Genomic DNA, 14134 nt, shown 5'->3' with positions numbered 1-14134 from the left:
GAGAACCTCGCGTTTAGACAGGATTCCCATCGGTCAGAACGTGTAGCTCAGATTGACCATGTACACGCGGCCCGTTTCGACATACGCCCCATCGGCACCGGGATCGTACGCCAGATAGCGCCTGGATTTGCCGGAGGTCTCGTGGAACGTGGCGTGGTCGAGCAGGTTCTTCACCGAGATGCCGACGCCGATGCCGTAGGGCAGGTCGTAGGTGGCCGAGAAGTCGAGCGTCTTCATCGGCTGCAGGTAATAGTCCAGGCCGTTGCCGTTCAAGCCGATTAGCTGCAGGCCCGTGTAGTTGTAGATCAGGTCGGCATGCAACCGGTCGTCGTGGTAGAACAGGTCGGCGTTATACATGCGTTCCGGCGCGCGGGGTAGCCAGGTGCTACCCGGATGATCCTCGCGTCCGCTATGCGCGGAACTGTGCTGGACGGTCAGATTGCCCGCGACACCGAGATGGCTCCAGATGCCGGGCAGGGTGACGAATTGCTTACGCAGAGCCACTTCCACACCGTAGATTTTCGCATCGCCACCGTTCTCCGGCATGCTCACGGGTACGCCGCCCGTCAGCACCGTGCCGGTAGGGACATTGCCTCCCAGGGTGCTGTCGTTGCCGGTGGACGACTGCGAGGTATAGATGAAATCGCTCAGTCGCTTGTAGTACGCCGAGGCGGTGAGCAATCCACCGGTCCTGTCATAGAACTCCGCGGACAGGTCCAGGTTGTCGGCCGTGGTGGGGCGCAGGTCCGGATTGGGCTCGGAAATGCCAACCACCTGCCCGCTGATATCGTCGATGGAATAGGTCGTCTGGCCCGAAATGAGCCCGAACGCCGGACGGCTGAAACTCCGCCGTAGCGAGGCACGATAGACCGTCAGCTCGTCGGGCCGATAGTTGAGATTGATGCCGGGCAGGAGTTCCCCATAGCGCCTCCCCTGGCCGACGAACGCTCCCGTCGCGTCATCGCCGTTGGAGCGCCACGCCGTCGACGAGTAATCGGTCAGTTCGTAACGGACACCCGGTGTCACGGTGAGGTCTTGTACGCGGAACGTCGCCATCAGGTAGCCGGCGAAGATGTTTTCACGGCTCGACGTGGTGTTGGCGTTGTAGTCGTTCGCGGTGTAATTGCCAGCGCCGTTCGGGTCGTCGAGGTACTTGTACGGCACGGCCTGATCGAGCACCCATTGCCGGTCGATCAGCTTGAAGGGGCCTGCATAACGCCCACCGAAAGGACGGGTGACGAGACGTCCGGGCAAGTCGGCGAGTGAGGGTCCGCCCGGCGCGGACGACGGATAGTTCGGTCCGCCGAAGAACGGACCCCCATAAACGAAGTTGTTGTCGTCATGGGTGAACGGATGGTCATAGGCGTTTCGCTTCGAGGTATCCGCGGCAACACCGAACTTCAGGCTCTCGATGGCCGCGTCGTTGAACGCATAGGTGCCGTCGACATGGGCGTTGATCCGCGTGTCCTTGCTGCCGGCATCGCCGCCCTGGGTTTTCCAGAAGCTGTCCGTGGACAGGTTGTAAACGTAGTTGCGCAGCGCGGCAGGCGTTCCAGCCAGGCTGGGAAACGTGGGATTGCCCAGGTCGAACTGGAACTGTCCGGGGGTTTGCGCGCCGTAGAGACTCGCCTCCACGTGGTCCGGGACGTTGCGGTAACCGACACCATACGACGTGCCATAGTCCAGCGTGAGCGCATCGGCAGCGCTGCTACCTCCCAACTGAAGGGTCGCCGTTTTTTCCTTGATGTCGCGCGTGTTGAAGTATCCGCCGCGCAGTACCTGGGTGGTTCCCTGGTTACGTGCGGACATCTGGTTCTGCTCACCTTGCACGTCGTAGGCGCCATAGAGCGCACGCGCGAAGAGCGAGGTCGTTTCACCGTTCCAATCGAGCGAGACGTTGCCACCGTATCGCTTGATCCTGTTGGTATACACGCTGTACTTGTACTGCGAACTCTGCAACGGGCCGGCCTGCGACAGGTCGGTCGCCTTGGCCTGCCGCGGATCGATCGGCGTGTACTGGGAATTGGGCGCGACGGCTTCGGCCGCGTTGTCGTACTTGCCATAGTAGCCGGCGGCATAGATGCCGAATTGCTTCGACGCTCCGAACCGGTGCGCGACTTCCTGCTGGAACATGCCGCCCTTGTCGGGAAGGCCGCGATGCCCGGCGAGATCGTTCATCCGCCCTTGCGCGGTCGACTTCGCGTAAGTATCGCCGGCGAAGTCGAAGGCCGTGGGCGTACGCATGTCGATGGTCCCACCGATCGAGTCACCGGGCATGTCCGGCGTGGGCGTTTTCGATACCTTGACCGACTGGATGCCGAACGGTGCGAGCATGTTCAGTGAGATGGCGCGCGTCGACGAATCCGTTTCAGGCAGGGCGAAGCCATTGAGGGTGTACGCGTTGTAACTCGAATCCAGACCGCGAATGGTGACGTACTCGCTTTCGCCCGTCGCGGCCTGTCCCAGGTGCATATCGCTATAGGACGACAGGCCGGGCAAATGCGACAGCACGTCGGCGATATTCGCCGTGGGCACGGCATCGATCTCCTGCTTGCTCATGACCGTGGTCACCCCGGCGGACAACCGTTGTTCGTCCACGGTACCGGCCGCGGGAACCTGGGCATCCACGTTCATGCCACTCAACGCCGTGACTTTCTTTTCGACCTTCGCGTCGATGTCGTCCGCGTGGGCCGTTGTTACGTGGCAGAGCGCCAGGGTGATGGAGAGCGAGAGCAGGGCGTGCGGAAGCGTCGAGCGCATGGGGGCCTTGGGGAGTGCGAAGGAGGGGAGTGCGAAGGAGGGGCGGGCCACAGCGGTGGCCCGTTCACGGGTCAGGGTGTCAGCTCTGCGGGGGTGCAGGTGTCGCGGGGTCTCAGGGGATTGCAGCGGGCGGTCACGCCGCCAGGGAAGGCGACGACGTAACCGTTGGATGCCGGTTCGTGCGCGGGGAAGTCGGTGCTGAGCAACTGGGCCCCGCTGGCGAACATCGCGTCCCTGCGTTGCACGTCGTTGCGCAGCGCCTCCTTCAGGTTGGCGTCGGTACGCGTGCGTACCAGGTAGCCTTCGCGCACACGCCGCGCGATTTCGTCGGGCGGCCCGTCGTTGAATTCGAGGAACGCGGCGTCGTCTTCGCCAGGCGTGGCATGGGTGAACATCACGCGGCCGCGCAAGGAGGGATGGCCCGTCAGGTAGGCCTTGCTGACCGAATGCTGGTCGAGCAGGAAAACGAATTTACCCCGTGCCGAGTCCAGCGAAGGCCACCCGCCGTGGCGCACGGCGTCATTGAGGGACGCGTGATTGCCACGAACATCGTCTGGCGCGATGTACGCCGAACGGGGAAAGACGTTCCGGATCTCCGCATCCAACCGGTCCATGGCGTCGATATCGAACGGCTCCGGCACCACGGTGGGGAAGGACAGGTGAAGCGGCGTCTCCTCCGTTTCGAGCAGGACGAAAATCGGAAGGTGCCGCGGATGCGCGCTGGACCACGCAAGCAATTCCCGAAGGCAGGCTTGCAGTGGCTGGCATGTACTGCGCTGGTCCAGGTCCTGGATGTGCATGACCTTGAACCCCGGCGCGGCCATCACGGTGGGATCGGCGAAAGGCGCATCCGCCACGAGGCCAGCCGCGGCGACCTGTGCCACCACCGCTGGCTTCGCATAGCGGCCGCCGTGCGCATCTCCGTATATATCCAGTTCGAACTGCCGTACGCCGTCGTCGAGTTGGCGGGTCAACGTCGGATGGGAGTAGGCGAGGATGGCGTAGGTCGCCGGATCGACCCGACGCCAGACCTCCGCCTCGCCCGTGGCCAGGCCGGCGTGGTAGCTGTTATGGCTGCCGATGTACTGCACGTCGTTGATGCGTGTCACCGGCGCCGCGAAGGACATGCAGGGCAGGAGTGCGGCGGCAAGGCATGCCATTTTCAAGACGGTGCTCCCCATCGATTCAATCGATCTAAACCATGGATTGCACGTTATCGGTGTAGTCTTACCGTTCGATGAAGCGGCCAAGACACTATGACCGGCAGACCCCTCCGTCCCCGCGTGACCGGGGGCGGAGGGATCGCCCGGTTATTCGGTGATGTTCGCCTTGACGTGGTAGACGCGGCCGCCCCATCCGTCATCGGGAAACGAATCCGAGACCCGTAGATACACGGGTTTGGATCCATCGGCCGACGTGGTGAGGTACGGTGTCAGGTCGATGATGCGGTCGGCCTTGTTCGATCCATCGGTGATGGGCCGGTCCTCTCGCAGCACCGTCGTCCAGTGTTCGTTGTCGACGCTGACCTGCACCAGGAACTCCGCGTCGATGGTGAGGATCACCTGAGCCGAGGTGGTGTCGGCAGGGAGCGGGAAACGATAGGTGAAGTGTGCACCACCGTCGGCGAAGCGGTTCTGCACGCCGTTGCTTTGGGAGCCACCGGCGTCGAACAGCCACGGATTTTCATCGACGGTGCCCGTGTCGAAGTCGATGGCGTGAGCGATCAGTACGTCAGCCTGTGTAGTGAAATGCAGGCCGGCCGCCATGACGTTGGCCGTCATCCTGTGGTGACCGTCGGGTGTCGAGCCCGGTACCGTGATTCGCAGCGCGCGGCTGGCTTCGACCGGGGTCGCGTTGCCGTGCGGCTGCAGTCGCATGAGGGTGCCCGATGGTGATGCGCTCCATCCGGCCGGCGTATCCACGGAGACAAGGGTCGTGAGCGGGAAGAAGCCGGTGGCCGACACGCCGAGATCGATGGGCAACGTGGTGGTACCCGAGGCGGCCGGCATGACGACCGGTTGCGCTGGTGAAAGGGTCGCCGCCAGCGATGCCGAGGGCGTCGGAATCGGTATGACCCCGGTCAAGGCGCTTAGCGCGCTGGCCTGGGTACGCCAGTCGAACACGTTGGGGTGGTCGTCGCTGGTGGCGCCGGACCAGCGGGTGCCCAGGCGGCCGGCGGCATCGCGGTCGTTGCTCCAGATGCTCTCGGCTTGCTGGCTGGCGAACGCCGCATAGCGGGCATCGTGGGTGGTGTCGGCGAGGTCGGTCCAGTAACGCATGAAGATGCCCTTGAACTGCTTGCCGTTGTCGTCGCAGGTCTGGTCGGTGGCGTCGCAGCGTTCCGTCAGGATGCCCTCGGTAACCAGTGCATTCGGACCGATGGCGGCGTCCGCCAGACGACGAACCGTCGTCAGGATCTGCGGGTCCCTGGTGGCGCGCCACAGTTCCAGCCCCGCACCGATCGCCAGGCCCTGGTTGTAGCTCCACACGGTCTGGCCGTTGTTGGTGCAGGCGTTGGTGAGGCCGTCGTTGACCAGGCCGTCGGCGTTGACCATGCCGCTGCCCTGGAACCACGTCCAGGCGGTACGCGACCGTGCCAGCCACACCGTGTCGCCGGGGATGCGGTTGTGCAGTTCGGCGGTCAGACGGATCCACAAGCCATTGGTGACGGCGTTCTTATAGGTGCGCTCGCCATCCCACCAGACGCCGCCCCCACATGTGCTCGTGTCCCAGTAGCCATCGACGTAGTTCGCGATGGTGACCGCCATGTCCAGGTACTTCGGGTCGCCCGTCAGGTCATAGGCCTGCAGCCAGGTAAGGCCCCACCATTCGGAGTCGTCGATGGCCCGGCTGGTGAAATTCCCCAGCAACGGATCCCCCGACAAGACGCCTGCGGGGAACACGCCCTTGTCTTTCTCGAAGGTGTTGTCCAACGGGCCGATATAGCGGCGGTCGCCCGTGCGTTGCATGTAGTCGCCGATGGTCTGCAGGGCGACCGCGGAGTTCCACCAGCTCGAGGGAAACCACGCTTTTCCGGGGTCGTAGGAACCCATGAGTACGTCCGCCGCCACCCGGGCACGGGCTACGGCCGTGGAACCGTCGGCTCGCTTGCTTGTTGGCTGGGCGGGTGCCGCTGTCACCGCCGTGGGAGAAGATGCGGCCATCACCGTCAACGCGGCTACGGCCAGCAATGTCCGAACGTGCACGCGTACGGCGTCGATCACGGGTTTCATGGTCAGAAGCGCTCCTCATGGTTACCCCCTGACCGAAGTGTCGCAGAGCCATCCCTTCGAAATTGATAACCAGGTCAAGCGAAATGCGTCATGACAAGGCGCGGGAAGATGACGTCGTAGCGAACCTGGAGGCAGGTGCCGCCCCGCAGTCCCGGGGCGAGCGTGGACTTCAGCACGAGCCGGACGGTACGCGCGGCGGTGTCCACGTATTGGACGACGGCGGCATCGAAGTCGAAGAAGCGGCCCACCTGCGGGAATAGCGCCTTGTACAAGGATTCCTTGGCCGAGAAAGCGATCGTCAGGCCAAGCAAGGGGTCGTCTGCGAACAACGTGTCGAGCACGGCCTGTTCGCCCGCGTCGACGACCGGGCCTCGCAACGCGGCCTCGGCGTCGGTGGTGACGACGTGTTCGATGTCCAGGCCGATGCCTCGTATCGCACCCGAAGGCGCGACCACGGCACCCGCCATGCCGTGCGTATGCGAGATGCTGCCGGCGATGGCGGACGGCCACAGCGGTTCACGCTGGTCACCGATCCCGATGGAGGCGTCGTCTTCGATACCCATGGTTCGCAAGGCGAGCTTGGCCGCCAGCCGGCCGTGGAAAAAATCCGCTTGCCGTTTGACGACGCTACGCGCGACCGAGTCGGGCATGGCGATGCCGTTCGCCGCGAAAAGACCGGCGTGGAAGAGGGCCGCATCGAAGCGCAGCAAGACGCCGTGCCCCAAGCCGCCCGAGGGCAGGGGCAGGGTGAAGTGCTCGCCGGCGCAGGCGGTGGCCTGGGCCATGGAGGCGGAAAGCGCAGGATCGAGGGGCGTCAGCGGCAGCATGGCGTTCCTGTGCTCAAAGCGAATCGACGACCTTCTTGAGCTTGTCGCGAACGCCGCCCGCCGTGGCCTCGAGCCGGGGATTGGCGATGGCTTGCATCGATGCCACCGGATCGATGGCGGCTACTTCGGTGGTTCCATCGTCCATCGCCTGCACCACGACATTGCAGGGGAGCATGGTGCCCACCTTGTCCTCGATGGAAAGCGCTTCGTACGCAAGCCGGGGGTTGCACGCGCCAAGGATGCGGTACGGACGAAAATCGACATCGATCTTTTTCTTCAGCGTGTCCTGGACATCGATGGTCGAGATGATGCCGAAACCCTCCGCCTTGAGCGCCTCGGTGACACGCTGGATGGCTTGCTCGAAATCAAGATCGAGCTTCTTCGCAAAGTAGTAGCTCATGGTCGTCTCCGGGTGGGTGGCAAGAACCTCTTGGCTGTGACGACGCTAGCGGGATTTGCCCGGTTTCGCGCAGTAGATGCCGTGGAGCGTTTCAATGAGGCGTTCCGCCGGGCCGGGAGCCAACTGGTACTTGACGGTCTGCGACTCCCGGCGGGTGGTGACCAGGCCCTCTTTGCGCAACCTGGCCAGATGCTGCGAAAGCGCCGACTGGCTCAGGTCGCTCAACTGTTCATTGATCTCGCCTACCGACATCTCGCCCTCCACCAGCAGGCAAAGCATGCGCAGGCGCTGGGCGTTACCCAGGGCCTTGAGCAATTGAGAAGCGTCCTCGGCGCGTTCTCGCATGTCCACCAGATTGTTGGCCGGCGTCATGACGGCTCCATCTGCGTCATCGGTACGCTTGACATTAGCACAAATATCTAATTAAGGTAGATCTACATTAGATATTACTAATGTACTTATTGCTTGATCGCCGTCACCAGGTGGCCTGCCCGGGGATTCCACGCTTCAACCATGGCCGTAGGAGGCATGAACTCATGGCACACGTCGTCGTTCTTGGTGCGGGTCTGGGCGGTGTCGCGGCGGCTTACGATCTCCGGGCAGCCTTGGGCAAGGATCATCGGGTTACCGTGGTCGGTGATGGGCCTTACTTCAATTTCACACCTTCCAATCCGTGGATCGCGGTGGGGTGGCGAAAGCCGGAGCAGATACGGGTCGCCCTGGATGATCCGCTCGGGAAGCACGGCATCGCGTTCACGCCGGTCCCGGCGCAATCCATACAGGCGAGCGACAAGCGGCTGGTCCTGGTCGACGGCGGAGTCATCGATTACGACTATCTGGTCATCACCTCGGGACCACGCCTTGCATTCGATGAAGTGACGGGTCTCGGGCCCGATGGCGGGTTCACCCAATCCATCTGTACCGGGCCGCATGCGGAGCATGCCTGGGAGGCCTATGAGGCGTTCCTGAGCCATCCCGGCCCCATGGTCGTCGGCGCCGTGCAGGGAGCCAGTTGCTATGGCCCGGCCTATGAGTTCGCCATGATCGTCGACGCCGACCTGCGCCGGCGCAAGCTGCGGCACCTCGTTCCCCTGACCTTCGTAACCGCCGAACCCTACATTGGCCACATGGGACTGGGCGGGGTAGGCGATTCCAAGGGCATGCTGGAGGCGGCGCTACGTAAGCGGGACATCCGCTGGATAACCAATGCGAAAGTCACTTCCATCGACGCCGGCATGATCAGGGTCGATCAGCTGGACGACGCGGGTCATGTTCACCGAAGCCACGAATTGCCGCACTCCTACGCCATGTTCATTCCCGCCTTCACGGGCGTGCCTGCGTTGCGCGGAGTGGAAGGCTTGACCAATCCGCGAGGCTTCGTCGTCATCGACAAGCATCAGCGCAACCCCACGTTCCCGCAGATATTCGCCGCGGGCGTTTGCGTCGCGATTCCGCCCGTGGAGGTTACGCCGGTGCCCACGGGCGCTCCAAAAACAGGATTCATGATCGAGTCGATGGTCGGCGCCATCGTCGAGAACATCAAGTCGGCCATCGATGGCCGGCCCGCGGAAGCGGAGGCGACATGGAATGCCGTCTGCCTGGCCGACATGGGAGATACGGGCGTGGCATTCGTGGCCCTGCCTCAGATGCCTCCGAGAAACGTCGTGTGGATCAAGGAAGGCAAATGGGTTCGCCTCGCCAAGGCCGCCTTCGAAAAGTATTTCCTCAGCAAGGTCCGGACGGGAAACACCCATCCCGTCATCGAGACCTACGTCCTGAAGCTGCTGGGTATCCGACCGCTCAAGGGCGAGCGGTCGGCAAAGTGATTCTTTCATCGATAAGAGGTGCTTGCCATGAACATCGATCGCATCGTCCTGGCTTTCGCCGGCGCGATGGTGTTGCTTTCCGTCGCCCTGACGTACCTGGTGTCGCCGTGGTGGCTGCTGCTTGCCTTGTTCGTCGGGGCGAATCTGCTGCAGGCGTCGTTCTCCGGCTTTTGCCCGCTGGCCAGGATCTTGGCGCGACTGGGCGTGCGCCCCGGCAGCGCTTTCCCCGGTCGAGCCGCATGATCGATTGCCCCGGGTATTGACGATGGATCGTTTCAAGAGCAGGTCGACGTTGCCGCTGTTGCTGGCCATGGTCGTCACGGCGTGTGGGCAGCCCGCGGTGCCACCGCGTGAACCGGAGCCACCGCGATTGGCATCCATGGTGGTGAGTGCGGAGACAGGGGCGCGGCAGCAAGTCTGGGATGGAACGGTCGAAGCCGTGAACTCGGCGATCCTCTCCGCCCAGACCACCGCCCGTGTCGTCGAGCTTCCCTATGACGTCAACGACGTCGTTTCCGAGGGGGATGTGCTCGTGCGTTTCAGCCGTGTCGAGCAGACGTCCGCGTCGCGAGCCGCGAAGGCCCAGATCGCATCGACCCGCGCGGCCTATGTGAACGCGAAGGTCAATTACGACCGCATCGCCGCTCTCGCGGCGAAGGGCGTTGTCGCCAGGGCGGAACGGGACCAGGCGCTCGCCCAGCGCGACAGTGCGCAAGCGGCCCTGGCGGCGGCCGAGGCGACGTCCCGCCAGGTCGGCATGCAAGAGGACTACACCGTGGTGCGGGCACCCTATGCGGGCGTTATCACGCGTCGCTTCGTGCAGGTGGGTGAATCGGTGCAGGCAGGTCCGCCCGCGCCACAACAACTCATCGCACTCGCATCGCTCAAGGACCTGCGCGTCACCGTGCAGGTGCCGCAGAGTTCAGTCGGCGCGATCCGCACTTACCACGCCGCGGATATCCTCCTGGACGGCGAACCGCCGCGCCGCGTGGCGGCGAGCAGGGTCGTCGTTCTTCCCTATGCGGACCCAGGTACGCATTCATTCACGGTTCGTGCCGAACTGCCTGGCGAAAACACGGGGCTGTATCCGGGCATGACGGTGAAGGTGGCTTTTGCCACCGGCCAGACCCGTCGCCTGATGGTCCCGGCCGGCGCGCTCGTTCGCCACGGCGAGCTCCAGGGGGTGTATGTGATCAGTGGCGCCAGCGTGTCCTTGCGCCAGGTGAGGGTGGGCGAGCGGTATGGCGATCGGGTCGAACTGCTTTCCGGGGTGGATGGCGGCGAACGGATTGTCCTGGACCCATCGGCGGCGGCGCGCTGGTTGATCGATCGTCGCCAGGGCAGCGGCAAATGAACGATCCGAAGTTGGGTCTCTCCGGCCGTATCGCCCGGGCCTTCCAGATGTCGCCGTTGACACCCGTCCTGGCGCTGGCGGCGTTTCTGCTCGGCCTGGCGGCGATGCTCATCACACCCAGGGAGGAGGAGCCCCAGATCGACGTGACCATGGCCAACGTCATGGTGCCTTTTCCCGGCGCGGACGTTCGCGACGTCGAGAACCTGGTCGCGTTTCCGCTGGAACAGAAGCTCTCGGAGATCGAGGGCATCAAGCACGTGTATTCGGTGAGCCGGCCAGGCATGGCCATCATCACCGTGGAATTCCAGGTGGGTGTGCCGCGCCAGACAGCCATTGTTCGACTGTACAACCAGGTCTTCCAGAATCAGGATTTCGTGCCGGCCAACCTGGGCGTGGGTCCGCCACTGATCCGGCCGATGGGAATCGACGACGTTCCGGTGATGGCGCTCACGCTATGGAGCGATCGGGCAGGCGAGGATCCCACCCGCCTCGCGGAGGTGGCGCATGCCCTGGAAACCGAGCTGAAGCGTGTGCCGGGAACTCGCGATGTCTACACCATCGGTGCGCCGGACAGGGCCGTCGTGGTGGAACTGGACGCGGCAAAGCTTGCCTCCTACGGCATGGCGCTGGGTGACTTGTCGGGTGCGTTGAAGATGTCCAACGTCGTCATGCAGGCCGGCGAACGGATCGCGCACGATCGGGATACCCCCGTCACCGCCGGAACCTTCCTGGTCGATTCGGGGGAGGTTTCACGGCTGGTCATCGGCTTGAAGGACGGCCAACCCGTATTTCTGTCCGATGTGGCGCGTATCCACCAAGGCAGCGATGTGCCGGCTACTTATGCCTGGTTCGGTGCGCCCGCAGGCAAGCCCGGGCCAGCGACCGGCTCGGCACCGGCCGTAACGCTCGCCATCGCCAAGAAGCCCGGCGCCAACGCCGCCGACATCACCTCGGAGGTAGCGACGCGTCTCGAGCGCTTGCGAAACGTACTGATTCCTGGCGATGTCCACGTGACCGTTACCCGCGACTACGGGCAGACCGCCACCGACAAGGCCGACAAGCTGATCCACAAATTGATCTTCGCCACGTTTTCGGTGGTGGTGCTGGTATGGCTGGCGCTCGGCTGGCGCGAGGCCCTCGTGGTGGGTACGGCGGTCATCATCACCTTGATGCTCACCCTGTTCGCGTCATGGGCGATGGGTTTCACCATCAATCGCGTCTCGCTGTTTGCATTGATCTTCTGCATCGGCATCCTGGTGGACGATGCCATCGTGGTCGTGGAGAACATCCATCGCCACATGACCCTGGGTGGACAGACCTTGCGAGAGGCGATCCCGGCAGCGGTCAGCGAAGTGGGTGGACCGACCATTCTCGCCACGTTCACCGTGATCGCCGCGCTCCTGCCCATGGCTTTCGTATCGGGACTCATGGGGCCATACATGCGTCCGATCCCGATCAACGCCTCGGCCGGCATGCTCCTGTCGCTGGTGGTGGCGCTCGTCCTCACGCCATGGTTGTCACTGCGCTTGCTTCGCCATGGCGCCGAAGACCCCGGGCGGCCGGGCCATACGATGCCGGCGTCGGGGCGGCTGCACCGCATCTTCAGCTGGCTGATGTCTCCTTTCATCCAGGGCCACGCTTCGCGTCGCCACCGGACATGGCTGTTTGGCTCCATGGCGCTGCTCGTGTTGGTGGCCGTGGGATTCGTCGCCGTGAACGCCGTGGTCCTGAAGATGTTGCCTTTCGACAACAAGTCGGAATTCCAGGTCGTGCTCGACATGCCCGAGGGCAGCACCGTCGAACGGACCAACCGCCTGCTGGGCGAATTGGCGCGGGCGATAGCGAAGGTTCCCGAGGTGAAGAACTGGCAAGGATACGCGGGGATTTCGGCCCCCATCACGTTCAACGGCCTCGTCCGCCAGTACTACTTGCGCCATGGTGCGGTCGTGGGCGACTTGCAGGTGAACCTGGTGGACAAGGCGGACCGCCATCGCCAGAGCCACGCCATCGTCCTGGCCATCCGGCCGGAACTGGCGAAGATCGGCGCGCGCTACGGGGCATCGGTGAAGGTCGTGGAGGTACCGCCCGGTCCTCCGGTGTTGGCCCCCATCGTCGCCGAGGTATATGGCCCCGATGAAGAGGTCGTGAGCCGGGTAGCCAAGGGCCTGGAAGGGCTGTTTCATGCCAATAGCGACATCGTGGATATCGATTCCAGCGTGGAGGCCGATGCGCCGCGGGAGGTCGTCGTGGTCGATCGCGACCGTGCCGCCAAACTGGGGGTGACGCAGGCTGTCGTCGCACAGGCCGTTCGAACCGCACTATCCGGAGACGACGCCACGTTCGTCATGGACGGTCACGCCAAGTATGCCGTCCCCGTACGCTTGCGTTTGCCACCAGGCGACCAGGCCTCCATGGAGCAGTTGCTCGCGCTGCGCGTGCGTGCCCAGGGCGGTGCGCTGATACCGCTTTCCGAAGTGGTCGACGTTATCGAGGCGCCTTGGGAAAACGCGCGCTACCACAAGGATTTACTACCTTACGCTTACGTGGTGGGCGACGACGCGGGCGCGATGGACAGTCCGTTGTACGGCATGTTCTCCCTGGTGAACACCCTCAAGCAGCATCGAGTGGCAGGGGAGGCCGTCGGCCAGCAATTCATCTCGCAGCCGAAAGATACATCGGGAATAACCGTGAAATGGGACGGCGAATGGCAGATCACGTACGAAACGTTCCGTGACATGGGCCTGGCCTATTCCGTTGGCCTCACGCTTATCTATCTCCTGGTCGTCGGCCAGTTCAAGAGCTATGTCGTGCCCCTGATCATCATGGCCCCGATCCCCTTGACGGTCATCGGGGTGATGCCAGGCCATGCACTGGTGGGTGCGCAGTACACGGCCACGTCGATGATCGGCATGATCGCCCTTGCCGGCATCATCGTACGAAACTCGATTCTGCTCATCGACTTCATCAATCACGCCATCGCAGGCGGCAAGCCGCTGGCGGAGGCCGTGGTCGAGGCGGCTTCGGTGCGCGCCAAACCCATCGTGCTGACCGGGCTGGCGGCGATGGTCGGTGGGTTCTTCATCATCGACGACCCCATATTCCAGGGGCTGGCCGTTTCCCTGATTTTCGGCATCCTGGTTTCCACGGTATTGACCCTGCTGGTCATTCCGATCCTGTACTACGCCTGGTTATCGAGTCGCGCACTTCGCGTACCCGCCCAACCGGCGCCTTGACCGTGGCTGGTGGATGCGTCCGGAACATGGTTCAGGTCACGTGCCCGTAACCTCCGATGTGCCAAACATCGATGTTTGGAGAAATGCCCGCCATGCACGCATCGAAATTGCCGTACGCACCCCAGGATGCCACGCAGGTGGATGTGTCCTTTCCCGGGGACATCCGTTTCTGGACTCGAAACCTGGGGGTTTCCGAAGATCGTTTGCGCGCGGCGGTCATGCAGGTCGGAACCCAGTCGAGCGAGGTCCGTGCCGAACTCCGGCGAAAACGCCTGGTCAACGAGACGCTGAAGACCCTGCGGGTATTCGTCTTCTACCCATCGATCAATCATCGTGACTGGTGGGTCCTGTTGCCTGGAGCAGGCCAGCAGACCTTTGCGTCGGAGGGAGCGGCGGTGCAATTCGCGCTCGAACGCGCGCGGGATCTTCGCGGATCCGGCCGCGCCGTCGAAGTTCTCCAGGAAAAGATCACTGGAACCTGGATGCGTGTCGTCGGTTGAG

11 protein-coding genes are annotated in these 14134 nt (G+C 63.5%); 5 read left to right on the top strand and 6 right to left on the bottom strand.

Going from position 1 to position 14134, the window contains the following annotated elements; translation table 11 throughout:
• Positions 1-33: 33 nt before the first annotated feature.
• The 6 genes from J2T07_RS02480 to J2T07_RS02455 form a co-directional block, all read right to left on the bottom strand.
• A complete protein-coding gene (locus J2T07_RS02480) occupies positions 34-2760 on the bottom strand; it encodes a TonB-dependent receptor (RefSeq protein WP_306846986.1) in 2727 nt (908 codons plus the stop codon).
• A gap of 71 nt (positions 2761-2831) precedes the next feature.
• Entirely contained in the window at positions 2832-3920 is a 1089-nt protein-coding gene (locus J2T07_RS02475) for a phosphatidylinositol-specific phospholipase C1-like protein (RefSeq protein ID WP_306847932.1), read from the bottom strand.
• Between the two features lie 150 nt (positions 3921-4070).
• On the bottom strand, positions 4071-5993 hold the full coding sequence (locus tag J2T07_RS02470) for a glycoside hydrolase family 76 protein (RefSeq protein WP_306846985.1): 1923 nt from the start codon (positions 5991-5993) through the stop codon (positions 4071-4073).
• A gap of 74 nt (positions 5994-6067) precedes the next feature.
• Entirely contained in the window at positions 6068-6820 is a 753-nt protein-coding gene (locus J2T07_RS02465) for a 4'-phosphopantetheinyl transferase family protein (RefSeq protein WP_306846984.1), read from the bottom strand.
• Between the two features lie 13 nt (positions 6821-6833).
• Complete coding sequence (locus tag J2T07_RS02460) at positions 6834-7220, bottom strand: DUF302 domain-containing protein (RefSeq protein ID WP_306846983.1); 387 nt, start codon at positions 7218-7220, stop codon at positions 6834-6836.
• Positions 7221-7265: 45 nt separating this feature from the next.
• A complete protein-coding gene (locus tag J2T07_RS02455; RefSeq protein ID WP_306846982.1) occupies positions 7266-7592 on the bottom strand; it encodes an ArsR/SmtB family transcription factor in 327 nt (108 codons plus the stop codon).
• 164 nt (positions 7593-7756) lie between these two features.
• Between J2T07_RS02455 and J2T07_RS02450 the strand changes: the two genes are divergently transcribed.
• The 5 genes from J2T07_RS02450 (at position 7757) to J2T07_RS02430 (ending at position 14133) form a co-directional block, all read left to right on the top strand.
• Positions 7757-9046 (top strand): NAD(P)/FAD-dependent oxidoreductase, encoded by a 1290-nt coding sequence (locus J2T07_RS02450; protein ID WP_306846981.1) that lies wholly within the window; start codon positions 7757-7759, stop codon positions 9044-9046.
• A 27-nt stretch (positions 9047-9073) separates the two neighbouring features.
• Positions 9074-9289 carry a YgaP family membrane protein gene (locus J2T07_RS02445; protein ID WP_306846980.1) on the top strand — a complete coding sequence of 72 codons (216 nt, stop codon included), beginning with the start codon at positions 9074-9076 and terminating at the stop codon, positions 9287-9289.
• 22 nt (positions 9290-9311) lie between these two features.
• Positions 9312-10400, top strand: coding sequence for an efflux RND transporter periplasmic adaptor subunit (locus J2T07_RS02440; protein WP_306846979.1), 1089 nt, complete (start codon positions 9312-9314; stop codon positions 10398-10400).
• On the top strand, positions 10397-13633 hold the full coding sequence (locus J2T07_RS02435; protein ID WP_306846978.1) for an efflux RND transporter permease subunit: 3237 nt from the start codon (positions 10397-10399) through the stop codon (positions 13631-13633). Before J2T07_RS02440 ends, J2T07_RS02435 begins: the two co-directional genes overlap by 4 nt.
• 92 nt (positions 13634-13725) lie before the next feature.
• On the top strand, positions 13726-14133 hold the full coding sequence (locus J2T07_RS02430) for a DUF3606 domain-containing protein (protein WP_306846977.1): 408 nt from the start codon (positions 13726-13728) through the stop codon (positions 14131-14133).
• Position 14134 lies beyond the last annotated feature (1 nt).

The sequence above is a fragment of the Luteibacter jiangsuensis genome, assembly GCF_030812295.1.
GTDB classification, from domain to species: Bacteria; Pseudomonadota; Gammaproteobacteria; order Xanthomonadales; family Rhodanobacteraceae; genus Luteibacter; species Luteibacter jiangsuensis_A.
Note: the sequence above shows the minus strand (reverse complement) of the source record. Positions and strands in the feature narration are given on the sequence as shown.